Origin of the sequence: Chitinophaga ginsengisegetis, from assembly GCF_900168065.1 — a bacterium.
In the GTDB taxonomy this organism is placed as follows: Bacteria; Bacteroidota; Bacteroidia; order Chitinophagales; family Chitinophagaceae; genus Chitinophaga; species Chitinophaga ginsengisegetis.
The window spans coordinates 743,805-767,031 of sequence record NZ_FUZZ01000005.1 but is presented as its reverse complement, the minus strand read 5'-3'; the positions used below and the strand labels follow the sequence as shown (position 1 = coordinate 767,031).

Annotated in this window: 17 protein-coding genes; 13 read left to right on the top strand and 4 right to left on the bottom strand. The window is 46.6% G+C overall.

Annotation, left to right across the window (positions count from 1 at the left end):
- The first annotated feature begins 59 nt into the window (after positions 1–59).
- Together B5Z18_RS29230 and B5Z18_RS29225 are read left to right on the top strand one after the other, a co-directional pair.
- Positions 60–3,218 carry a SusC/RagA family TonB-linked outer membrane protein gene (locus tag B5Z18_RS29230; protein ID WP_200817382.1) on the top strand — a complete coding sequence of 1,053 codons (3,159 nt, stop codon included), beginning with the start codon at positions 60–62 and terminating at the stop codon, positions 3,216–3,218.
- Between the two features lie 17 nt (positions 3,219–3,235).
- Positions 3,236–4,837 (top strand): RagB/SusD family nutrient uptake outer membrane protein, encoded by a 1,602-nt coding sequence (locus tag B5Z18_RS29225; protein WP_079473087.1) that lies wholly within the window; start codon positions 3,236–3,238, stop codon positions 4,835–4,837.
- Positions 4,838–4,950: 113 nt separating this feature from the next.
- On the opposite strand, the gene B5Z18_RS29220 is transcribed toward B5Z18_RS29225, so the two are convergent.
- Complete coding sequence (locus B5Z18_RS29220; RefSeq protein ID WP_079473132.1) at positions 4,951–7,326, bottom strand: ABC transporter permease; 2,376 nt, start codon at positions 7,324–7,326, stop codon at positions 4,951–4,953.
- Positions 7,327–7,651: 325 nt separating this feature from the next.
- Here B5Z18_RS29220 and B5Z18_RS29215 point away from each other — a divergent pair, with 325 nt between their 5' ends.
- The 4 genes from B5Z18_RS29215 (at position 7,652) to B5Z18_RS29200 (ending at position 14,317) form a co-directional block, all read left to right on the top strand.
- Positions 7,652–8,146, top strand: a complete 495-nt coding sequence (locus B5Z18_RS29215; RefSeq protein ID WP_159454469.1) for an RNA polymerase sigma-70 factor — start codon at positions 7,652–7,654, stop codon at positions 8,144–8,146.
- Between the two features lie 80 nt (positions 8,147–8,226).
- On the top strand, positions 8,227–9,291 hold the full coding sequence (locus tag B5Z18_RS29210) for a FecR family protein (RefSeq protein ID WP_079473085.1): 1,065 nt from the start codon (positions 8,227–8,229) through the stop codon (positions 9,289–9,291).
- 194 nt (positions 9,292–9,485) lie between these two features.
- The gene (locus B5Z18_RS29205; protein ID WP_159454468.1) at positions 9,486–12,740 is read left to right on the top strand and encodes a SusC/RagA family TonB-linked outer membrane protein; all 3,255 of its coding nucleotides are present in this window, start codon (positions 9,486–9,488) and stop codon (positions 12,738–12,740) included.
- Positions 12,741–12,763: 23 nt separating this feature from the next.
- Positions 12,764–14,317 (top strand): RagB/SusD family nutrient uptake outer membrane protein, encoded by a 1,554-nt coding sequence (locus tag B5Z18_RS29200; protein ID WP_079473083.1) that lies wholly within the window; start codon positions 12,764–12,766, stop codon positions 14,315–14,317.
- Between the two features lie 62 nt (positions 14,318–14,379).
- Here the strand turns inward: B5Z18_RS29200 and dnaK are convergent, their stop codons facing one another.
- The gene (gene dnaK, locus B5Z18_RS29195) at positions 14,380–16,269 is read right to left on the bottom strand and encodes a molecular chaperone DnaK (protein ID WP_079473131.1); all 1,890 of its coding nucleotides are present in this window, start codon (positions 16,267–16,269) and stop codon (positions 14,380–14,382) included.
- A 258-nt stretch (positions 16,270–16,527) separates the two neighbouring features.
- Between dnaK and B5Z18_RS29190 the strand changes: the two genes are divergently transcribed.
- The 4 genes from B5Z18_RS29190 (at position 16,528) to B5Z18_RS29175 (ending at position 19,715) form a co-directional block, all read left to right on the top strand.
- Entirely contained in the window at positions 16,528–17,487 is a 960-nt protein-coding gene (locus B5Z18_RS29190) for a Dyp-type peroxidase (protein WP_079473082.1), read from the top strand.
- 32 nt (positions 17,488–17,519) lie between these two features.
- On the top strand, positions 17,520–18,440 hold the full coding sequence (locus B5Z18_RS29185) for a DnaJ C-terminal domain-containing protein (protein WP_079473081.1): 921 nt from the start codon (positions 17,520–17,522) through the stop codon (positions 18,438–18,440).
- Between the two features lie 2 nt (positions 18,441–18,442).
- Positions 18,443–18,733: a chaperone modulator CbpM gene (locus tag B5Z18_RS29180; RefSeq protein ID WP_079473080.1), complete on the top strand. Its 291-nt coding sequence runs from the start codon at positions 18,443–18,445 to the stop codon at positions 18,731–18,733.
- Positions 18,734–18,797: 64 nt separating this feature from the next.
- Positions 18,798–19,715: a bestrophin family protein gene (locus B5Z18_RS29175; RefSeq protein ID WP_079473079.1), complete on the top strand. Its 918-nt coding sequence runs from the start codon at positions 18,798–18,800 to the stop codon at positions 19,713–19,715.
- 12 nt (positions 19,716–19,727) lie between these two features.
- On the opposite strand, the gene B5Z18_RS29170 is transcribed toward B5Z18_RS29175, so the two are convergent.
- Positions 19,728–20,168 (bottom strand): VOC family protein, encoded by a 441-nt coding sequence (locus B5Z18_RS29170; RefSeq protein WP_079473078.1) that lies wholly within the window; start codon positions 20,166–20,168, stop codon positions 19,728–19,730.
- A 310-nt stretch (positions 20,169–20,478) separates the two neighbouring features.
- On the opposite strand from B5Z18_RS29170, the gene B5Z18_RS29165 reads away from it, so the two are divergent.
- The 3 genes from B5Z18_RS29165 (at position 20,479) to B5Z18_RS29155 (ending at position 22,598) form a co-directional block, all read left to right on the top strand.
- Positions 20,479–21,837, top strand: coding sequence for a glycoside hydrolase family 27 protein (locus B5Z18_RS29165; RefSeq protein ID WP_235016063.1), 1,359 nt, complete (start codon positions 20,479–20,481; stop codon positions 21,835–21,837).
- Positions 21,838–21,916: 79 nt separating this feature from the next.
- Positions 21,917–22,249: a YegP family protein gene (locus B5Z18_RS29160; protein WP_079473077.1), complete on the top strand. Its 333-nt coding sequence runs from the start codon at positions 21,917–21,919 to the stop codon at positions 22,247–22,249.
- Positions 22,250–22,346: 97 nt separating this feature from the next.
- Positions 22,347–22,598 (top strand): helix-turn-helix domain-containing protein, encoded by a 252-nt coding sequence (locus B5Z18_RS29155; RefSeq protein WP_262488124.1) that lies wholly within the window; start codon positions 22,347–22,349, stop codon positions 22,596–22,598.
- Between the two features lie 83 nt (positions 22,599–22,681).
- On the opposite strand, the gene B5Z18_RS29150 is transcribed toward B5Z18_RS29155, so the two are convergent.
- Positions 22,682–23,101: a hypothetical protein gene (locus B5Z18_RS29150; RefSeq protein ID WP_079473076.1), complete on the bottom strand. Its 420-nt coding sequence runs from the start codon at positions 23,099–23,101 to the stop codon at positions 22,682–22,684.
- Between the last annotated feature and the right edge of the window lie 126 nt (positions 23,102–23,227).

Below are 23,227 nucleotides of genomic sequence, written 5' to 3'. Positions count from 1 at the left end.
AGGCGCAAAGGCGCCCGGGGCTTGCTATGCCCCGGATTTTTAAAAAACACGTCCCAGTTATGAAAATGTTTTATCGACCAAAATGGCATTTGCCCCTGCTGCTATGCATGCTGATAGCAGGCCTTTCCATGTCCTCTCAGGCGCAGGGTCGCCTGCAGGTAACCGGCACCGTGCGTACCGATCAGGGCGAACTCCTCCCCAATGCCTCGGTAGTGGCGCTGAATGAAAAAACAAAGTATTCCGCCGGCGTAGTTACCGACAGCAACGGCATATTCCGTTTCTCCGGACTGCCGCCTGAAGGCAAATATCTACTCAGCATTTCTTACATGGGTTTTGAAACACAGCAACTCAATAACGTCAGCCTCAAGCCTGGCGCCACACTCACTTTTTCCGTGCGCCTCGTGAAAACGGTAGCAGCCCTGAACGATATCATCGTTATCGGCTATGGCTCCGCCCGGAAAAAAGATGTGGTAGGCGCCTTCAACGTGGTAACGGTAAAAGAAGCAGGCGCTGTAAATGCTACCAACCCCTCACAGCTGCTTATCGGTAAAGCTGCCGGTGTACAGGTAGTGCAAAACAGCGGCGCTGCCGGTGCAGATGCCCAGATCATTATCCGCGGTACCGGTAGTTTCACCGACATCAATCCGCTGTACGTGGTTGATGGTATCCAGGGAACCAAAAACCTGTTCAATACGCTCAATCCGCAGGATATAGAAAGCATCACCATTCTGAAAGATGCGTCTTCTACTGCTATCTACGGCTCTGCAGCTGCCAACGGCGTGGTGATCATCACCACCAAAAAAGGAAAGCCCGGTCCGCCCCGTGTTAACTTTACTTCCCAATGGGGCATCGCCAAAGCATGGAAACAACTGGACCTTCTCAACGCAGTGCAGTACGTTGATGCGTTGAAAGATCTCGCCGCTACCAAAAATGCCGTACTGCCCGCGAAATTCAATACTCCGGCGGTATTACAGGACAGCACCAACTGGCAGGATGCCATTTTCCGCAACGCCCTTGTATCCGAACACGATCTGAACATCAGCGGCGGCGGTGAAAAAGTAAACTACTCTGTATCTGCCACCTATATCAATCAGCAGGCGATCATAACCAACGCTACCAACAAAAGATTCCAGGCACGCGTGGGGCTGGAAGAAATACTGGGACGCTTCCGGTTTACCCAGAACCTGATATTCAGACAATATGTGAGCAATGGCAACTATGCCAGCATTATCAATGCTATTCAGTACGCTCCGTATAAACCCGTGCTGGACGCATCGATACAGGGCGGTTATTCTATCATGTCAAACATCGACGACTACAGCAACGCCAGTAATCCGCTCCAGGATATTTCCATGAGAAGTCAAACGACTAAATCACTGGCCTTTTTCCCGCAGCTGTCGGGCGAAGTACGTATCATCGACGGACTGAAATTCCGCTCACAGTTTGCAGCAGAAGTGAACTCCAACCGGAACAACAGCTACCAGCAACAGTACCAGTCATCCAACTTCCTGAACCAGGCCCGCCAGTCGATGCTGGGCTTTACAGAGAACTCCTATTACATGCTGGAAAACTACCTGTCGTACGACAAAATACTCGGCAAACACCAGCTCTTTTTAATAGCGGGACAAAGCTATATCGACCCGGGTATCACCAACGGCTCTACTATAAGAGGTACCGGTCAGCCCAATGACAATATCCCCAACGTAGGCGTAGCTTCTTCCCAGTCTGTTACCAACTCCTATTCCAACTATGCCCGTCCTTCCGTGATCTCTTATTACGGCCGGTTGAACTATACTTTTGATGATAAATATATCCTGACCACCAGCTACCGCAGGGATGGCGCCTCCAACTTCGGTATTAATAACCGTTATGGTAACTTCGCCGCAGCGGGCTTGTCGTGGCGCTTTTCAGAAGAAGGATTTATGAAGAAGGCATTCCCTGTATTGTCGGATGGTAAACTCAGCGCAAGCTGGGGACAAACCGGCAACAACAACATTCCTAACTTCCTGAATACCGCGAAAACGTACCAGGGTACACCCGGAGGTGCACTGGTATATTCCTTTGGCAGCACGGAAACATTTGTATCCGGCACCACTATCACCACTTTAAGTAACCCCGATTTAAAATGGGAACAAACCGCCCAGACAGATATCGGTATCGACCTGGCATTTTTAAATAACCGCCTCACCATCGAAGCCGATTGGTACAACAGGAAAAGTACCGGCCTGCTGGTTACTACCCTCCTGCCGGGAAGTATTGGCGTAAGCCCTACCGGCACGCAGCCGCGGAAAACAGTAAATGCTGCAGACGCGCAAAATAAAGGCTTTGAACTCACCATCGGTTACAGGGATAAGATCAATAGTAACTTCAGCTACAACGTAAGCGTGAACGGATCCATCAACAGCAACGAGGTACTGTCATTAGGCGACCAGTTTTCCGCGCCTATCCAGGCAGGTGCTTTCACACCGGTACCAGCTACTACCTACACTGCTGCCGGCTATGCCATCGGTTCTTTTTATGGCTACCGTTTGGATCATGTGGCCCGGGATGCCGCGGAAATTACAGCGCTTGACCAGGAAGCCGCTAAAAAAACAGGCGTGGCAAACGCTAAATTCCAGGATGGTTTGTTACCGGGAGATTTTATTTATAAAGATATCAACGGCGATGGCGTAGTTAACGCGAAAGACCAGGAAATACTGGGCAACGCCATCCCGAAATATATTTACGGCATCAACGCCGGCGTAACGTATAAGAACTTCGACCTGAACGTGGTACTATCCGGTATCAGCGGATTAAAACTTCTGAACGGCTTAAAATTAAATACCAGCATTATGGCTACCGGTCATAACGCTTCTACCGACATACTCGACAGATGGCGCAAACCCGGTGATGTAGCGGCTTTACCAAGAATAGGCCAGAATGCTACGGGCAATGGAAACCTCCGTCCATCCGACTGGTGGCTGGAAGACGGCAGCTACCTGCGTTTGAGGAATATTACCATCGGTTACAATGCACCGGTGTCGATGTTAACCAACATCACCAAAGGCACTGTTAAATCGCTCCGCATTTACGTAGCAGCGCAAAACTTAGTCACCATCACTAATTACACCGGTTACGATCCGGAAATAGCAGGCGATTACCTGTTTGCGCGGGGTATTGATCAGGGACAGGTACCACAGCCAAAAACTTTCCTGGCAGGTATTCAACTAGGGTTTTAATTTTTAAAAAGTATTTTATGAAGAAGTATATATATCAATTGCTCCTGGTAGCCACACTGGTCACCATCGTACCCGGATGTAAAAAATCCCGTCTCGAGCTGGTGGATCAAAGCGCCTATGCGTACGATACTTATTTTACAAACATAGGTGCGCTCAACCAGGCTACTGTAGCCAGTTACGCCACGCTGCTGCATCCGGGGTTATGGGCACGGGAGTATTATTTTATTTTCGACCTGATGGGACACGATGCCAAACGTGCCAGCTTTTTGCAGGGCCCGGAACAGGAACTCGGTGATTACAGTTTTGGTTCCAACAACTCAAATCTCAGCGCATTATGGGGCTCCCTGTACCGCATGATATTCCGGACCAACCTCGTGATCGACCGTGCTGCAGCCTGGAATCCCACCGCTACCGCCGATCGCGCCAAACTGAACCAGTACCTCGCAGAGGTAAAGTTCCTGCGGGCGTATGCCTACTTTCACCTGGTAACATTATGGGGAGATGTGCCACTGTACACCGACTATCAAACCACACTTAATAACAACTATTTATCCCGCAGCCCTGCTGCTGATGTGTGGAAACAGATAGAAAAAGACCTCACAGAAGCCCAGGCTACTGCCGAACTGCCTGCCGTATATCCCACCGCAGAATTGGGCAGGGCTACCAAAGGCGCTGTCACAGCCCTTCTTGGCAAGGTATACCTGTACCAGAAAAAATGGGTACCTGCACAAACAGAATTCGAAAAACTGATGGGCGCCCCTTATGCGTATCAACTCGATCCTTCTTTTGATAATGTTTTCAGTACCACCAACCAGAACACGCCGGAAAGTATCTTCCAGATCATGAACCAGCAATGGACCGACTGGGGCATTGGTTCACCCTACTATATGTTTGGCAACGGTGCAGAACAGGTAGGCAAACAAACGCATTCCGGCCGTGCAATGGAATACGGCTGGAACGATTGGAAGAACGTGTACATCAGCAATGCGGCCGTAAAAGCATTCACCTATACCAACCCTGCTAACGGTCAGCTCTATACGGATCCACGCGCCAGATCCACCTTCTACGGCACTGCCGCCTCCGGCGGAGACACGCTGTACTGCCAGCAATGCGCTGCCGGTGCAAAGGCATATCCCTTTGATCCAGCCGATCCCCAGGGCGATTATCGCTGGAAGAAATACGAATACTATAACCTCATGGAAAAATATGGCGATCCGAAAAGCCCGATCAACGGACAGGTGATCCGCCTGGCAGATGTAATGCTCATGCTGGCTGAAGCGCAGATCCAGCAAGGGAATACAGGCAATGCTCCCCTGGCACTGATCGACAGTGTACGTTCCCGCTCGCACGCATTTTTATATACCACGCTGGGCGATAAAGAAAACGCCATGAAAATACTGATACGCGAACGCCAGCTGGAATTGTGCGGTGAGCAGTCCCGCTACTTCGATCTGCTGCGCTGGGGTATTATCAAACAAACCATCAACGCAGAAAAGGCCGCAGAACCCGGCACCGGCACACAGCCGTTCCAGGACAAACATCTGCTGCTGCCTATTCCCGATGCAGAAAAAAATTACAATCCTAATGTAGCCAGGGCTGTCAACAATGGCTGGAATTAATCACATAAAAAACAGCCGGGATTAACGACCGTCAGGAAATACTAATAAAAAGCCCGGGGCAATGCTCCGGGCTTTTTATATGGGAATTCTTCTGCTGCAATTAAACACGGCAACTATTCTTTTCTCAAACTTATCACCGGGTTTATTAATGCTGCTTTAATAGCCTGGTAACTTACTGTTGCAACGGCTATTACTACGGACAGGATACACGCAACTGCGAATACCCACCAGTGAATGGCAACACGATATTCATAGTATTGCAGCCATTTATACATCGTCCAATATGATAATGGCGCCGCTATTACAAATGAAATAATAACCAGCTTTACAAAGTCTTTAGCCAATAAGGCAGTAATACCGGCCACTGAGGCGCCTAATACTTTCCGCACACCTACTTCCTTGATCCTGCTTTCTGCCATATATGTAGCAAGACCAAACAACCCCAGGCAGGAAATAAAAATGGTAAGCCCCGCAAATAAAGCGGCTAAAGTGCCCTGGCGTTGTTCATTCTCAAATTTCCGCGCGTAGGCTTCATCTATAAACTTATACTCAAACGGATAATCCGGGTTGTATTTTCTGAAAATAGATTCCATTTTTTCAAGGTTCTTCGCAGTAGCATAATCTCCGTTTAGTTTTATCTGCACCACTTTAAAAGTCATAAAGCTACTCTTCGCACCGCATATCAATATTGGCCTCGTCGGCTCATAAGGGCTGGTAAGAATAAAATCTTTAATGACTCCTACAATATGCCAGTCAACCCCAAGATCACTTACTACTTTACCAATCGGATCTTTAAACTTCATTACTTTCAACGAGGATTCATTTACAATCAGTGCTGATGAATCGGTAGGGTATTTTTTCAGATCGAAATCACGGCCTTCGATAAACTGTAACCCTGCCGTAGCGCCCAAACCTTCATCCGCTAAATACCGGTCGAAAGATGTTTTATCATTCGGATCCTTCCCTTCCCACTTCTGTCCCCATCCATTACTCCACCTTTCAGTAAGCGGGGAATTTGTTCTTGTAACTGATTTCGCAACACCGGATTCAAGCAATTCATTTTTTATCAGCGTGTAATTCTTTGATATATCACCTGTCATGAAATGATACACCAGATTATCTTTATTATATCCTGTTTCCCGCTCACGGGCATAGTCTATCTGTTGCTTTACAATTATAGTGCAGATGATAAGAACGGTGGCAAATGTAAACTGCAGTACCACCAATACTTTTCTTGGCGTTACCAACGCGTTTGCTTTTTTAAAGGTGCCCTTTAATACTTTAACAGGTTGGAAAGACGAAAGAAAGAAGGCGGGATAGCTGCCGGCTAACAAACCGGTAAACAGGATAAACCCGATAAACGCCATCCAGGTATAAACATTGCTAAAATCGAGAAATAGTTTTTTATCCGTAAGCTGGTTATAGGCGGGCAAACTTAGCTGAACAATAAGGATCGCCACCATACCGGCCAGAAAGGCAATAAAAACGGACTCCCCGATAAACTGACTGATAAGTGAACTCTTCTGTGCCCCCACTACTTTTCTTATTCCAACTTCCTTCGCCCGCTTTTCACTTCTTGCGGTACTCAGGTTCATAAAGTTGATGCAGGCAATCAATAATATTAACCCGGCAATAATGCCGAATATTTTTACGAATGTGCTACGGCCACCGTTATCTTCCCCACCATTGCTGAAGCTTGAATACAACCGCCAGCGGTCAAGCGGGTAAATAAACATCTCCCATTTCATCGTTTTTGCCTCATCACTGTAATGCTGCTTCAATTCTTTTATTTTAGCATCAGCGGAAGCATAGCTTACATTTGGTTTCAGCATTACATAAGTAGGGGTACTGTTATCGCTCCAGCCTAAATCCGTTCCTTCCCTGTATTTTAAAGATGACATGGGCAACAGGTATTCAAAATCAAATCTTGTATTGCCAGGTAAATCTTTTAAAATACCGGTAACCGTAAAATTATCTTTATTCTCAATTTTTATAATTTTCCCCATTGCATCTTCATTGCCGAATAAACTTTTAGCAGTTCTTTCGGTAAGCACTACCGAATGAACATCATTCAGCGCTGTAATGGGATTGCCTTTCAGCATCGGGAAGGTGAACATCTGGAGGAAACCGGTATCTGCCAGCATGCCCGACTTTATTAGTTTTTTATCGCCCACTGAAAGAAGACCACTACTGGGACCTACCCTTACCGCACGCTCTACCTCAGGCAAATCTTTTTCTACTGCGCGGGCCGTTAATGCAGATACGGTATTCCAGTACGAAAGCTCACCCTCAAAGGGTACACGATTCCATACTTCGTATATCCTGTCCTTGTTGGCATGAAACCCGTCGTAGCTTCGTTCGTCCTGTATCCACAACAAAATAAGTATCGCGGCAGCCATGCCTACAGCAAGCCCCGTAATATTGATGGCTGAAAACCCTTTGTTACGCCACAGGTTGCGGCAAACGACCTTGAAGAAATTTCTGATCATAATAGATGGATGATTCCCGGACTGCAACGTACGGGATTTGCGGGAATGCTGCGCCAAGACAATGCCGGATACCTATTTAATTGATTTACAACAAAGTAGCTGTATCATAAATATGGTTTTGTTCATTTTCGATACAAAAATTGTCCGCTTTTGAACACAAAAGGCCGGGCTTCCCACTTATGATAATATAATATCAAAATCGGGTAATACTGCATAGTGTACCTATCTAAAGATAAGTTAACTTGGTTTGGTCATTATTATGAGCAGTCAAAACCACGATTATACTTCTTTTTGGACAACAGGGGATCTTTCATCGTTTAAAGAAATGATGAAAGCGTTCACTCCTTCCCTGAAGCATTTCGCCGGTAATATTGTAGGTAATGAGGCAGAAGCCGAAGAAATTGTGGCAGATGTATTTATCAAAATATGGCAACAACGGCTACAAGTCACCTCCCCTGACGATGTCCGGTACTATCTTTTTAAAGCCGTTAAAAACACCGCGCTCAATTACCTGAAAAGCAATGGCCGCCGCATTACGCACCATACCGCCTGGGAAATACAGGTAAACCGCGTTACTTCCAAAAACCCGGAAGACATCCTGATCAGCAAGGAACAGCTATCGCACATCAATGCCGCCATCAACTCCTTACCCCACCGCTGCCGCCAGATCTTCATCCTCGTAAAAGAAGAAGGGCTCACCTATGAACAGGTGGCCACGCTGCTGGACCTCTCCAAGGCTACTGTAAATGTACAAATGACTATCGCCCTCAAAAAAATATGGGCAGCACTGGGTTCCTCCATCCAATATTCCTACTCCTGACTTTTTTTTCGCCCACCTTAATTGTTTTTCTTTTTTGCGTTGTCTTAATAGGGAATCAACTGAAATCATACTTTCTGTAAATGACCAAACGATTATGGGAATTACTGGCGCTGCATTGGAGCGGCGAGATTTCCACGGAAGAAAAAACGGAACTGGACAAGCTCCTGTTGGAGCATCCGGGAGACTGGCTCAGGACGGGACAGCTGGAGCAGCTATCTTTTAAAAAGATACCGGCTGCTGAAGAAGACGCGCATACCGATGCCCTGATAGACAAGGTGATGGGAACCGTTACTGCGGAACCGTCTTTAACCGGGAAAAGCTCCCGGAAAAAGTTCCTGCACGCCTATAAATACCAGCTATCCGTAGCCATCGCCATGCTGGGTATAACGGCCATGCTCACCTTTGTGTACCTGTACCGGCAACATCCCGGGTATAAGATCGTATCCACCGATGCCGGTATGAAAACAAAGATCCGTTTATCTGATGGCAGCATTATCTGGCTCAATGCCGGCAGCACTTTAAGGTATCCGGAAAAACTGGATAAGGCTAAAAGAGAAGTATACCTGAGCGGGGAAGCATATTTTGATATCAAACAGGCGCCTAACCGGCCATTTATCATTCATGCACAAAAAATGGATATACGGGTACTGGGCACCGCGTTTAATGTCCGCTCCTATAAAGATGAAGATTTTGAGGAAACCGCCGTGATTTCAGGAGCAGTGGAAGTAACGGCAACGGACGAACGTAAAGTGATGAAGGTGATGCCCAACCAGAAAGTAATTCTCCGCAAAACAATAAACGATCATACCGGAACAAACAACAGCATCGCCGGATCAGGTAATAAAGAACAAACAAAAATTGAACGTCAGCCACTGTCTGTCCTTTCATCAACAGATACCATTCATGTAATGGAAACTGCCTGGATGAACAATCAACTCATATTCCGCAATGAATCACTGCTGGCGCTTTCGCTGCGACTGGAACGCTGGTACGGAGTGAAAATCAACATCGAAAACCAACAACTGGCCACGTTAAGATTTTCCGGACGGGCAGATAATATTTCTATTGAAAAACTGCTGGAGGTACTCCAGAATATTCAACCATTCAATTATTCCATTCAGGATGATATAGTGACAATCAAGTAAACCAGAAGTTATGAAAAATAGTATCATGATCGGGGAGCGACCTCCCTAGCGGCATCACTATGCCCGGAATCTCCGTTATGGATCTCCACAGATTTTCAGATTTATTGATTTTATAAGCTCACTTCCAGGTTATGAAAATAGCATTGAAACAAACCACGTTCGCCTTACGTTGTAATAGACGAAAATTATTTCTCATGATCAAATTTACCGGAGTATTGTTCCTGCTGTTTTTCCAGGCCACTGCAGCAGGATTTTCGCAGAATACGATATCCGTGTCCTTCGTTAATGCAGATATCGAGAAAGTGTTCCGCTATCTCGAGAAAAAAACGACCTACACATTTTATTACAGCAACAACGAAACAGAGAAAACACCCAAACTCAGCCTCACCATGGAAAAGGCTGATATCCGGGAAGTACTGGATGCCGTAGCACTCAAAACCGGTCTTCATTATACTATCCTCGATAACAGCATGGTGGTATTTAAAAACGCCGGTGAACGGATTCAAACAAAAAAAATTACCGGGAAGGTAGTGGATGAAAAAGGCCAGCAACTTCCCAACATTACGGTGCAGGTAAAGGGTACCACCATCGGCACATTAACAACAGTAGACGGGTTGTTTACACTACAGGTGCCGGAAAACGCCACCCTGGTAGTATCTGCCATCGGTTTTCTCAAACAGGAAATACCCGTTGCCGGTCAATCTTCCTTCAACATCGTCCTCAAAGAAGATGTATCAGGATTAAATGAAGTAGTGGTAGTGGGTTACGGCACACAGGAAAAACATAAACTAACCAGTGCAGTAGCTACTATTTCCGGTGCAGAGCTGAACAAACGGGTAGCCACCAACCCCGTGTCCCTGCTACAGGGACAACTTCCGGGGCTACAGGTTACCCAGGGCTCCGGCGAACCGGGAAATGAAAACATTCAATTACGCATCCGCGGCATCAGCACTTTTAGCGGCGCGGGTAATGACCCGCTCGTGGTAATAGATGGTTTACCGGGAAGCCTGAGCGTTTTAAATCCCAACGATATCGAATCTATTTCTGTGTTGAAAGATGCCGCATCCGCAGCCATCTATGGCTCCCGCGGCGCCAATGGCGTAATTGTAGTGAAAACAAAAAAAGGACGCGCAGGTTTTTCTCTCACCTATGGATATAATCTCGGTGTTTCAAAAGCAGCCAAACTGCCACAGACTATTTCCAACTCGGCAGAGTACATGCAGTTATCGAACGAAGCCCGGACTAATTCAGGTCTTGCACCGCTTTATACCCAGCAGCAGATCGATCTGTACCAACAGGCTACCGACCGGGTGAAATACCCTAACCACAACTGGCTGGACGATATCTTCCGCACGGCTTACACCCAGAACCATTACCTGAATATGAGCGGCGGAAAAGAAGGTACTACGTACAGTCTTGGTTTAGGTATCAGCAACCAGCCAGGCGTGTTAATCGGCTTCGACTATAAAAAATATACCCTGGACCTGGGCCTCAGCTCCAGGATCAACAAAAGGGTAACCATTGGTACCAATGTGCAGATGCGGTACGCCGACAGGAAATATCCTGAAAACGGTGCAGGCGATATGTTCCTTTCTGCCCTGGCACAGTCGCCCCTCTACCCTGCCTCCAGCGATGGAAAATGGATCAAGAAAGCCTACTCCAATGAACTGGGAAATAAAAACCCTGTGGCCATCGTGGATGAAGATGTCCGGGTTAAAACAAACGACTACTACGCTCAGGGAAACCTCTCCCTCGATGTGGACATCGTGGATGGATTGAGATGGGAAAACAGGGCAGGCATGAACTACGACAACTACAAATACAATGACTTCAGGCCTGTTGTACCCACTTATTATTTCAGTGACATGAGCCCCGCCGGATTGCTCGACGACGGTACACCCGGGCTGACTGTAGGCAACACCGGCAACATCTACACCGTTTATTACAGCCAGTTTACCTACAAAAATAAATTCGGCGACCATAACCTCTCCGCGCTGGCAGGTTATCAGCAGGAACAAAATAAAGCCGATACCCTCAATGCCAGCCGCACACAGTTTCCAACCAACCTGCTGAGAGAACTGAATGCAGGTCCCACAGAAGGCCAGGCCAATAACGGAACGTCCGGTACCTGGGCTATCCGCTCGTTTTATGGTAATGCGAATTATGATTATAAAGATAAATACCTGCTCGGCGCCAGCGTAAGATACGACGGTACTTCGCGGCTGCCTTCAGATACCCGCTGGGGATTGTTCTATTCCTTTTCCGGCGCATGGCGCGCATCAGAAGAATCATTCCTGAAAAATGTTACCTGGATAAACGACCTGAAGCTACGCGCCTCCTGGGGCCAGCTGGGCAACCAGAACATCGGTACCTATCCGTATCAATCCACGCTCGATAACAGACCCTATGCCTTTGGCTCCAATGTTTCCACCGGCTTTACCGGCAGCCAGATTATAGATCCCACTCTTACCTGGGAAACTACAAGGGTATTGGACCTCGGTCTTAATCTCACTGCATTTGATAACCGGCTTACCTTCACCGGCGACTGGTTCAATAAATATACCTTTGACATCCTCCGCAGCTCCCAGGTACCGCTGTGGCTGGGATTAGCAGCCCCTATTATCAATAACGGAGCCGTAAGAAACAAGGGATTTGAATTCAATGTACAATACAACGATAAGATCGGGAAAAACTTTACCTGGTATATTGGCGCCAATTTCCAACGCTACAAAAATATACTGGAAGAATTTGGCAAGCGCGAAATCAGCGGTACCACCATCCGGGAAGAAGGACACCCTTTGGATGAATACTACCTCTATCAGTGGGATGGCATTTTTCAGAGCGCAGATGAAATTGCCAAATCGCCCAAACAACCTGTAGACGCCACTCCCGGCGATCTGAAAATAAAAGATGTGAATGGAGATGGTGTAATCGATGATAAAGACCGGACCTATACCAAAGGAAAATATCCCACTTTCCAGTATGCTTTTAATCTTGGTGCATCATGGAAAAACTTTGACCTGAGCGCACAATTCTATGCTTCACAGGGACAAAAGATCTATGTAAACGGATGGGGCATAGAACCTTTCCGGCAAGGCTCCGTACCTACTACAGACTGGCGCAACCGCTGGACACCGGAAAACCCCAGCACCACTATGCCTAAAATATATGTAGCCGATGGATATGCTCCCGTTCAGAACTATGCCTCCACTTACTTCCTGAAAGATGCCTCTTTCCTCCGGCTCAGGAATGTGCAGCTGGGCTACAACCTGCCGGCAGCCACTATTACCCGGGTAGGTATAAAATCGCTGCGGGTGTTCTTTACCGCTGAAAATGTATTCACCATCAGCAAATTCCCGGGACTTGATCCCGAACGCGTAGGAGACGGTAACTATGTTACCTATCCGCAAACCAAAACATACACTTTTGGCGCTATGGTTCAGTTTTAATTTCTTCTGTTAAAAGTTCAGTTATGAAAAAGATTCAGCAATTAATATTCACGATAACCGCTACGGCTTTTATATTGTGCAGCGGATGCAACAAAGATCTGCTGGATGTAACGCCTCCGGATAAACTGTCGTCTGCTTTTTTCTGGAAAACACCCGACGATGCGGACAAGGCGCTCACCGGCCTGTACAACTACCTCTACGCCAGCAGTGGTGGCTATGCTACCTCACAGTTTACCGTTTTCGCGTGGGATAATTTCACGGACGACTCCTACGGTCAGTATAACTATGGCGGCGGTTTGAACGCCCTCACTTCGGGCATCACTCCACAGTCCGGCGATTTTGTATACTCCTACTACAGCAACTGCTACCAGGCCATCGCCGCGGCCAATTCTTTTCTTGCCAACGTAGATAAAGTACTCAGCGGCGATCAGCTAACAAAATATAAAGCAGAAGCATACTTCCTGCGGGCATTTCACTATTTCTGGCTGGCGCAGCTCTATGGTAATACCGTCATTTTTACGGATGATCCTTTCAAAGAAGATTATAAATCGACCCGGGCTAAATCCGACAGGGCCGAAGTATTGAAACTGGTACTGGCCGACCTCGATCTCGCCATCGCCTCCCTGCCCGATGCAGGTTATACAAATGGCCATGCCGTAAAAGCTACTGCCCAGGGATACAAAGTAAGAGTGCTCCTGTTTCAGAAACGCTACGCTGAAGCCGCCGCGCTGGCAAAGGAAATCATGACGGCCAACAAATTCAGTCTGTTTGCAAACTACGCCGCCAATTTTTATAAGCCTGATCAGAATAACAGCAAGGAAATCATGTTCTCTGTAAAATACCAGCGGCCCAATATCCTGCACCAGGATGTGGCCATTTCTGTAAATCTCCAGCGCTGGAAAGGAGAACAGGGTACGCAGGACCTGATCAACGAATACGAAGCCGCAGATGGCAAGGATACCGCTTCCTCAGCTGTATACGTAAAAGGGAAACCGTTTGAAAACCGCGATCCCCGCATGCGCCTCACCTTCTTCTTCCCCGGCGATACCAAAGCACAGGGATGGCCCTTTACCGGCGCCCTCTCCATAGCCACACCGGGAAAAGATAGCTGGACCGCTGGTTATTACGCCGTAAAAAAATGGCTGGATCCAAGTCTTACTGATCCCGACTACGGCACCATCGACGACAACGACTTTGTGCTGCTCCGCTATGCCGATATCCTGCTCATGTATGCAGAAGCGCAGAATGAAGTAACCGGGCCCGATGCTTCGGTATACGCCGCCATCAAGCTTGTCAGGAACCGGAGCAATATGCCCGACCTGCCTGCCGGACTATCCCAGGCCGAAATGCGCACCCGGATCCGGCATGAAAGAAGAGTGGAGTTTGCCCTGGAGGGTATCCGCTATTTTGATCTGAGAAGATGGGGCATTGCCGTTCAAAAACTGGATGGTTTCGTACCCAATCCACTGCAACCTACTATCAAAACTAAATACAAAGCCAATTATGAGTTCTGGCCTATTCCACAAACGGAGATAGACCGGAACGCGCCGGTACTGATCCAAAACGATGGATATTAAACCATCATAAAACAGCAAAGCCCTGGAGTAATTCCAGGGCTTTGCTGTTTTATGATAAAAAACTATCTCACTTCTTCAAAAGGTACGTCTGTAACATCTTCCGTTCCACCCGCCGGTTCCGCATGGGGTTGCGCGCCTTCATTTGCACTTTGACCAGCTTTATACATATCTTCGCTGGCCGACGTCCATGCCGTGTTCAGGTCGTTAATAGACCGGTCGATGCCCGGAATGTCCTGTTGTTCATGCGCATACTTTAATGCCGCTACCGCGCCGGTGATGGCCTCTTTCTTATCTGCCGGAATTTTATCTCCATACTCCTTCAACTGCTTTTCTGTCTGGAAAATAAGACTATCGGCCTGGTTCATTTTTTCAACTTTCTCCCTGGCTATTTTATCGGCCGCTTCATTTGCCTTTGCATCGGCTCTCATTTTTTCCACCTCTTCCTTACTTAATCCACTGCCCGCTTCTATCCGTATCTTTTGTTCTTTGCCACTGCCTTTATCTTTAGCAGTTACGTTCAAAATACCATTTGCATCAATATCAAATGCCACTTCAATCTGGGGCATTCCTCTCGGAGCAGGTGGGATGCCGTCCAGGTTAAAGATCCCTAAACTTTTATTGTCCTTTGCCAGCGGGCGGTCGCCCTGCAATACATGCACCTGCACACCGGGCTGGTTATCGGCGGCAGTTGAAAATACTTCCGATTTTTTTGCGGGAATAGTGGTATTGGAAGGGATCAACGTGGTCATTACACCGCCCATTGTTTCAATCCCCAAAGAAAGCGGGGTAACGTCCAGTAGCAATACGTCTTTCACCTCACCGGTTAATACCGCTCCCTGGATCGCCGCCCCGATGGCTACTACTTCATCGGGGTTCACGCTTTTATTGGGCTTCCTGCCAAAGAATTTTTCCACGATCTCCTGCACCTTTGGAATGCGGGTACTACCGCCCACAAGGATCACTTCGTCAATATCAGCAGGTTTCAAACCGGCATCTTTCAAGGCTGTTTCGCAGGGTTTCAGGCAACGGCTGAAAAGGCTATCCGCCAGTTGCTCAAATTTTGCGCGGGTTAGTTTCCTGACCAGGTGCTTGGGCACGCCATCCACAGCGGTAACATACGGCAGGTTGATCTCCGTTTCGGTAGCGGACGACAATTCCACCTTGGCCTTTTCTGCCGCTTCTTTCAGGCGTTGCAGCGCCATCGGGTCTTTCCGGAGATCGATGGATTCATCTTTCTTAAATTCATCTGCCAGCCAGTCTACAATAACTTTATCAAAATCATCTCCTCCCAGGTGGGTATCTCCATTGGTGGATTTTACTTCAAATACACCGTCGCCCAGTTCCAGGATGGAAATATCGAAGGTGCCGCCTCCGAGGTCAAACACTGCCACCTTATGATTTCTGTCGCCTTTATCCAGCCCGTAGGCCAGCGCCGCAGCGGTAGGCTCATTTACAATACGCCGTACCTTTAATCCGGCTATTTCACCCGCTTCTTTAGTCGCCTGACGCTGTGCATCATTAAAATAAGCCGGTACCGTAATAACGGCTTCGCTTACCTCCTGGCCTAAGTGGTCTTCCGCTATCTTTTTCATTTTCTGGAGGATGATAGCAGAAATTTCCTGCGGGGTATACAAACGGCCGTCGATGTCAATACGAATGGTATCATTGTCGCCACGCACCACTTTGTAACTGACATGTGAAAGCTCGCTTTGTACTTCATCATACTTACGGCCCATAAAACGCTTTACAGAAATAATCGTGTTTTGGGGATTGGTGATCGCCTGCCTTTTAGCGGGATCACCTACTTTACGTTCCCCGTTTTTCAGAAATGCAACAACAGATGGGGTGGTACGGCGTCCCTCATCGTTGGCTAAAACCACCGGCTCGTTGCCCTCCATTACGGCAACACAGCTGTTGGTAGTTCCCAGGTCAATCCCAATAATTTTACCCATAGCATTAAATTTTTCTTTTGAATAAAAAAAACGGCAACTGGTTATATACAGGAGAATAGCTGAAAATGCATTAAATTCCGTTACAATAATAAACAACTATCGGATGATGATTTGTTTAGAAAGCTGTTGAAAATGGTGAAAAAATTGACGAATATTATTCATCAAATCACCACGCAATAGTTGCTATCTGCAACATCGCCTAAATTTGAAAAGAAGTCAGTTAACATAATTTATTAAATTCCAATAGCCTAACTAAATATGAGCAGAGCAATACACCATGAATCGCAGAATGTTACCGATTACCCCAACAATAACACCATCTTCACCGTCTGGAAGTTTAAGGAGGGTGCGGAAATAAAACCTGTTTTTGAACAGCTTTGCGGCCTGGTAGCCAATCTTAATCATACCTTTATTATACGGGCACCCGGTGGACGCGCCACCTGCGTAATGGGGGTGGGATACGAAGCATGGCTGAAGCTATCCCTGCCCCGGCCCATCCCGAAAGAGCTGAGAAATTTTGAACCGATGGCAGGCGCAAAACATACGGCAGTGGCCACTCCGGGAGATCTGCATTTTCATCTCCGGTCAACTGACATGTCCATTTGCTTTGACATGCTCACTGCTATCACAGCGGTGTTATCACCGGTGGCCGATTGTCTGGAAGAAGTACATGGCTTCAGGTATTGGGATGGCCGTTCTATTCTGGGCTTTGTGGATGGCACGGAAAACCCCATCGGTAACGAGCGGCAGCACTTTGCCCTGGTGGGTGATGAAGATCCGGTTTATAAAGGCGGAAGCTATCTTTTTGTGCAGAAGTACCTGCATAATATGAACGGGTGGACAAAGCTCTCCACCGAAGACCAGGAGAAAGTAATTGGCCGTTATAAGATCAGCGATATAGAGATGCCCGACGATGTAAAGCCCGATAATTCCCATAGCGCCTTAGCCAGCCTGGATGACGATAACGGGAATGAGCTGAAAATAGTAAGGGACAACATGCCCTTTGGCAACCCCGGCAAAAATGAAGTGGGCACCTACTTTATCGCATATGCAAACACATTCAGTACTACCTTTAAAATGCTGGAGCGAATGTTTATCGGCGTTCCGGCAGGCAATTACGACCGGATCCTCGATTTCAGTACGGCCTATACCGGCAGTCTCTTCTTTGCTCCGTCGATGGACATGCTGAAGCAGTATACCGCAGATGGCGCAGCATGATTTTATCTATCAATAAGTAATATTTAAACGGAATGGATTATATCGATTACTATAAGATTCTGGGCGTTCCCAAAGATGCTTCTGCAGAAGACATAAAAAAAGCATACCGGAAACTCGCGCGTAAACATCACCCGGATTTAAACCCGAATGATCCGCAGGCCGGGAAAACTTTTCAGCAGATCAACGAAGCGAATGAAGTATTAAGTGATCCTGAAAACAGGAAGAAGTATGATCAGTATGGCGCCGACTGGAAACATGCCGATCAGTTTGAAGAAGCGCGCCGGCAGCAGCAAGCCTCGGGAGGCGCCAGGGGCAACCCTTTTGGAGCCGGTGGCAGCGGCGGATACCAATCGTTCAATGAAGAAGACGGCGACTTTTCCGACTTCTTCAACTCCATGTTCGGCAACCGCGGAGCAGGTGGCCGGCAGGCCCGCTTTAAAGGACAGGATTACCGCGCATCCATGCAGGTGAATTTGTCGGATGCCTATAAAACCCACAAGCAAACATTTACTGTCAACGGAAAAAATATACGGATCACTATCCCCGCAGGGATCGAAGACGGACAGGAGATAAAAATTGCCGGCTTCGGCTCGCCAGGCGCAAACGGAGGTCCCAACGGCGATCTCTATATTACTTTTGCGATCCATAACGATACGGCCTTTGTGCGCAAAGGGAACGACCTCTACACCGATATACCCCTGGATCTTTACAAGGCCCTCCTGGGCGGAGAGGAAACCATCGATACGCTGGACGGAAAAGTAAAACTAAAGGTGGCCCCTGAAACGCAAAGCGGCACCCGCGTGCGTTTAAAAGGGAAAGGATTCCCGGTGTATAAACAGGAAGGAACATTCGGAGATCTCTACATCACCTACCAGGTACAAATTCCAAAGAACCTGACAGAAAGAGAAAAAGAATTATTTAAAGAACTTGCTGAAGAGCGCCAAAAAAGGTAGTTATGGACACTTCAAAAAATATATCTGTAGCGCAATGTTGCACTTATTATAAGATTGAAACAACCTTTGTTCAATCGTTAAACGACTATGGCCTGATAACGCTGACGCAAACAGAAGAGGAATATTTTATTGACTACGACCAACTGGCCGATCTTGAGAGATTCGTGCACCTGCACTACGACATGGACATCAACCTGGAAGGCATAGAAGCCATCACCCATTTATTAAACCGCGTCCATGATCTGCAGCATGAAGTAAAACAACTCCGGCGTGAATTGGGACATGGCAAATAAAACAATAAAGATCAGGATTTCTCCGGCTGAAATTCATTTTTAAAAGCCTGTATAAAAATAAAAAATGATCATAAGACAGCGCGCCAATTGGCTCAGAATGTTATTCATATGGGAAGGCTCTGTGCTCAAGAAAATCACTGTCCAGCTGTCAATTATTGCTGTATTCTCCCTGGTTATCCTTTATTTTGACGGAATAATATATTACCACAAGGTACATCTTAACCCGACCATCTTTACATTGATTGGCCTGGCCTTAGCCATTTTCATGGGATTTTGTAACACCGCCAGCTACGACCGGTACTGGGAAGGGCGCAAGCTGTGGGGGACATTACTGATAGAATGCAGATCTTTAACACGCCAGGCATCCACATTGGTTAACGCGCCTGATGAGAGTAAAATAGCTTTCACCAAGATGCTGGCAGCCTTCTGCTGGTCGCTTAATTACCAGTTGAGAAACAAGTCCGGCGCAGAACATCTTTCCCGCTTACTATCTGCCGAACAGGTAAATTATCTGAAAGACAAAAAACATCCTCCTGTTATTATCCTTGATTTCATCGGACAATGGATCAGCGAACAAAACAAACAGAAACATATTGATACTATTATGCTGGCTGCTATGGACAATCACCTTAGCCAGTTGTCGCAGGTAATTGGCGGATGTGAAAGGATTTCCAATACGCCGTTGCCATTTGCATATAGTGTGTTATTACATCGTACGGTCTACTTTTATTGCTTCTGGTTACCTTTTGGTTTGGTGGATAGTTTAGGCTGGATGATGCCTGTCATTGTGTTGCTGATCAGCTATACGTTTATAGCGTTGGATGCTATCATTTACGAAATAGGGGAACCGTTTGGAGAAGAAGAAAATGACCTGCCGTTAAATACTATCTGCAGGAACATTGAATACTCCATCTTTGAACAGGCACAAATTCCGCAGGAGCTGCAGGAAAGTAAACCAGCCAGTGCCTACGTGATAGACTAGGCTGGTTTCCCTTTATTTTTTTTCTTTAGATGGATCATCAAAACCTACCATCCAGTTAATAGCAAACTGGTCTACAATCATTCCAAAATAAGAACCCCAGAAGGTATCGGCCAGCGGCATGGTTATTTGCCCGTATTTCGCCAGTCCGCCAAACAGTTTTTCTGCCTCTGCTTTACTATCTGCCGAAACGGACACCGAAAAATTATTACCCTGCGCAAAAGAGGTAGCCCATTGTTCTCCTGTGTCACTGCCCATTAGCACCGAACTTCCTATGGGTAGCGATATGTGCATTATCTTATTCTTCTCTGCTTCCGAAACCTGACAGCTTTCGTCCGGCGGCATTTCACCAAACCGCGCAACGTGGCTAAACTCTCCGCCAAATACGGATTTGTAAAAATTGAATGCTTCTTCGCAATTACCATTAAAGGTGAGATAGATGTTTGTTGTTGCCATTGTTTTGGTTTTATTATTTTATGTAAATAATATTTCGCCTTCGGCAATCCGGGGAGATAGATTACTGTAAAAGTAAAGAATATATACGCTTTCACACCGTTTTTTCCACACCGCATTTTCCATTCCGGCTCACCTGGCTTCTGTTATTTTACCATCATCTCATCCCCGGACAAATAAATCTCCCTGAAAGGGATCTCCCGGTTCTTTTAAAATAAAGTGTTAAATTGACAATTATTATTCAAAATTGATTATTTTCAGCTCTCAATAGTCAGATTCCACTTTATTCATAACAACATAGAGATTTATTACCATGATGCGATTAACTGCGCTTATCATCCTTACCACAATATTATTCGGACAACACGTACAAGGCCAGGACTTTCATAAATGGGCGCCCGGCCCCCCAATGGGCTGGAACAGCTGGGATTGTTATGGTCCCACGGTAACGGAAGCGGAAGTAAAGGCCAATACCGACTATATGGCTAAATACTTAAAGCCCTTCGGTTGGGAGTATATAGTGGTGGACATCAGGTGGTATGTGAGCAACGATAAATCACATGGCTATAATGAAACAGATCCTGAATATAACATCGATCAATACGGGAGATTTGTGCCGGCGGTAAACCGTTTTCCATCTGCCAAAAACGGCCAGGGCTTTAAGCCATTGGCTGATTATATCCACAGCAAAGGACTAAAGTTCGGCATTCATATTATGAGGGGTATCCCCGTTAAGGCAGTAGTGGAAAATATGCCGGTGAAAGGTACTGCTGTAAAGGCGGTTGACATTCATTCAAAGGAAGGCCAGTGTCTTTGGCTGCATGATATGTACACCATCGTTCCTGAAAAAGAAGGCGCCCAGGCATATTACAATTCCCTTTTTGAGATGTATGCCGGATGGGGCCTCGACTTTGTAAAAGTAGATGACCTTTCCTCTCCTATCTATTTTGCAGGCGAAATAGAAATGATCAGGAAAGCAATAGACCGCACCGGGCGAAAAATAGTTTTAAGCACCTCTCCCGGCGAAACGCCCATTGACCATGCAGCTCATGTTCAGCAGTATGCCAATATGTGGCGGACTGTAGGCGATTTCTGGGATAACTGGAAACAGTTAAAGGAACACTTCCAGGTATTTGAGCGCTGGAATAAATGGAGAGCGCCCGGCGCCTACCCTGATGGGGATATGCTGCCACTCGGCCGTATCGGGATACGTGCGGAAAGAGGACATCCCCGTATGAGCGGGTTCACAAAAGATGAGCAATACACCCTGATAACATTATGGTCCATTTTTAAGTCGCCCCTGATGTTTGGCGGCAACCTGCCCGACAACGATCCTTTCACACTTTCCTTACTCACCAATAAAAACGTACTGAAAGTATTAAACACCAGCACCGGCAACCGCCCGATTTTTACGGAAGATGATAAAGCCGCCTGGATGGCAGAAGATCCCGCGACCGGCGCCAAATACCTGGCCGTATTTAATACCGCGGATCAGCCGTCAACACCCAACGCGACTATTCCAATTGACCTGGGCACTTTAGGAATTACCCGCTCCTGCAAAATCATAGACCTCTGGTCGGGAAAACCCGCTGGCAGCTTCTCTGGCACTTTTTCACCGGTTATTGCCAGTCACGGTGCAGGGTTATATAAAATTGAAGAAAAGCGTAAATAACGTTAGCCATTTCTTAAAATGCGGGATCGTTCATTTTGGGATTTATTAAGTAACTTCCGGTACACTAAAATAATCTCCTATGAGTAAATTTGTTGTCTCCAAAAGCAGCAACGGTGAATTCCGTTTTAAATTAAAAGCAGGTAATGGTGAAGTAATCCTTGCCAGCGAAGGTTATGCCGCCAGAGCAGGTTGCGACAACGGCATCGAGTCTGTGAGAACCAATTCCCAGATCGATGAACGGTTCGACAAAAAGACTTCCACTAATGGAAAACATTATTTTAATCTCAAGGCCGCAAACGGACAAATTATTGGTACCAGTGAAATGTACGAGAGTACTTCCGGCCGCGATGGTGGCATTGCTTCCGTTAAGAACAATGCTCCAACTGCAACGGTGGAAGAACCTGCTGCTTAATAGTATTTACATGTAAGAGAGGGCTGGCCGGTATATGATCTGGCCAGCCTTTTTAAGCACAGCAGTTCCCCGCTTTCCCCTTATCCCCATACCCATCATGGCGGCGGAACCACATCGTATTCCCGGTTTCATTACGGCCGGTGACCTGATCAAAAAAGAAACTGGCACATCTGCGCAGGACTACATACAGGCAAAAGTGATAGACATCGCTAAGGAACGGATTTTTGATAATAGTAAATCTATTAGCCAGGTTGCTTATGAACTTGGGTTCAGGTATCCGCAGCATTTTACGCGGTTGTTTAAGCAGCGTGTGGGTACTACTCCGAATGAGTATAGGTCGTTGAATTAGGGGAAGGGTTGTTTTCCGTAGCATGCACCGTGCTCCCCTCGGCTACAATTACCCACGGAAATGAATTTACATTCCCTAACAGCCTAAGCTATAAAATGTAACATTTGGTAAATCCCTTTGTAAGGTTCACCTTTTTCAGATTCTATAACATAATTTCTACCACTATTATCCTTCAAAAGGAGGCGTGTAAAATCTGTCTTACTCATCACGCTATCTTTAAACTCCTCATGCAGGGCGATTCTCACTTCAACTAATTCAGAATAAGGTATGAACAAGCTTACACCTTGTCCCATTTCTATAATCCGGTCACTTGTTATCAACAGCCAATTTAACTCATCTTGCTTAAAGCATACTAAGGGTTGCTCTCCTTCCCGGAGGAATGATACCTGATGAAGGAAATCTGACTTATTATCATCACTGATAATTTTAGTCATTGCCCCCTCTCCACCTTTTCTCCTAAATATTGCCAGTAGTGTAGACGGCTTGAATTTCTTATTTCCCACAACATTACGGTTTTAAGTTTTCTGCAAGGATACATTACCTGGTTTTAATAACCGGGACGCATCCTATAGTTACATAACTTTTCTCTATTGGGTTGTCGCGGCATATTTATGGTTTCCCTATAGCAG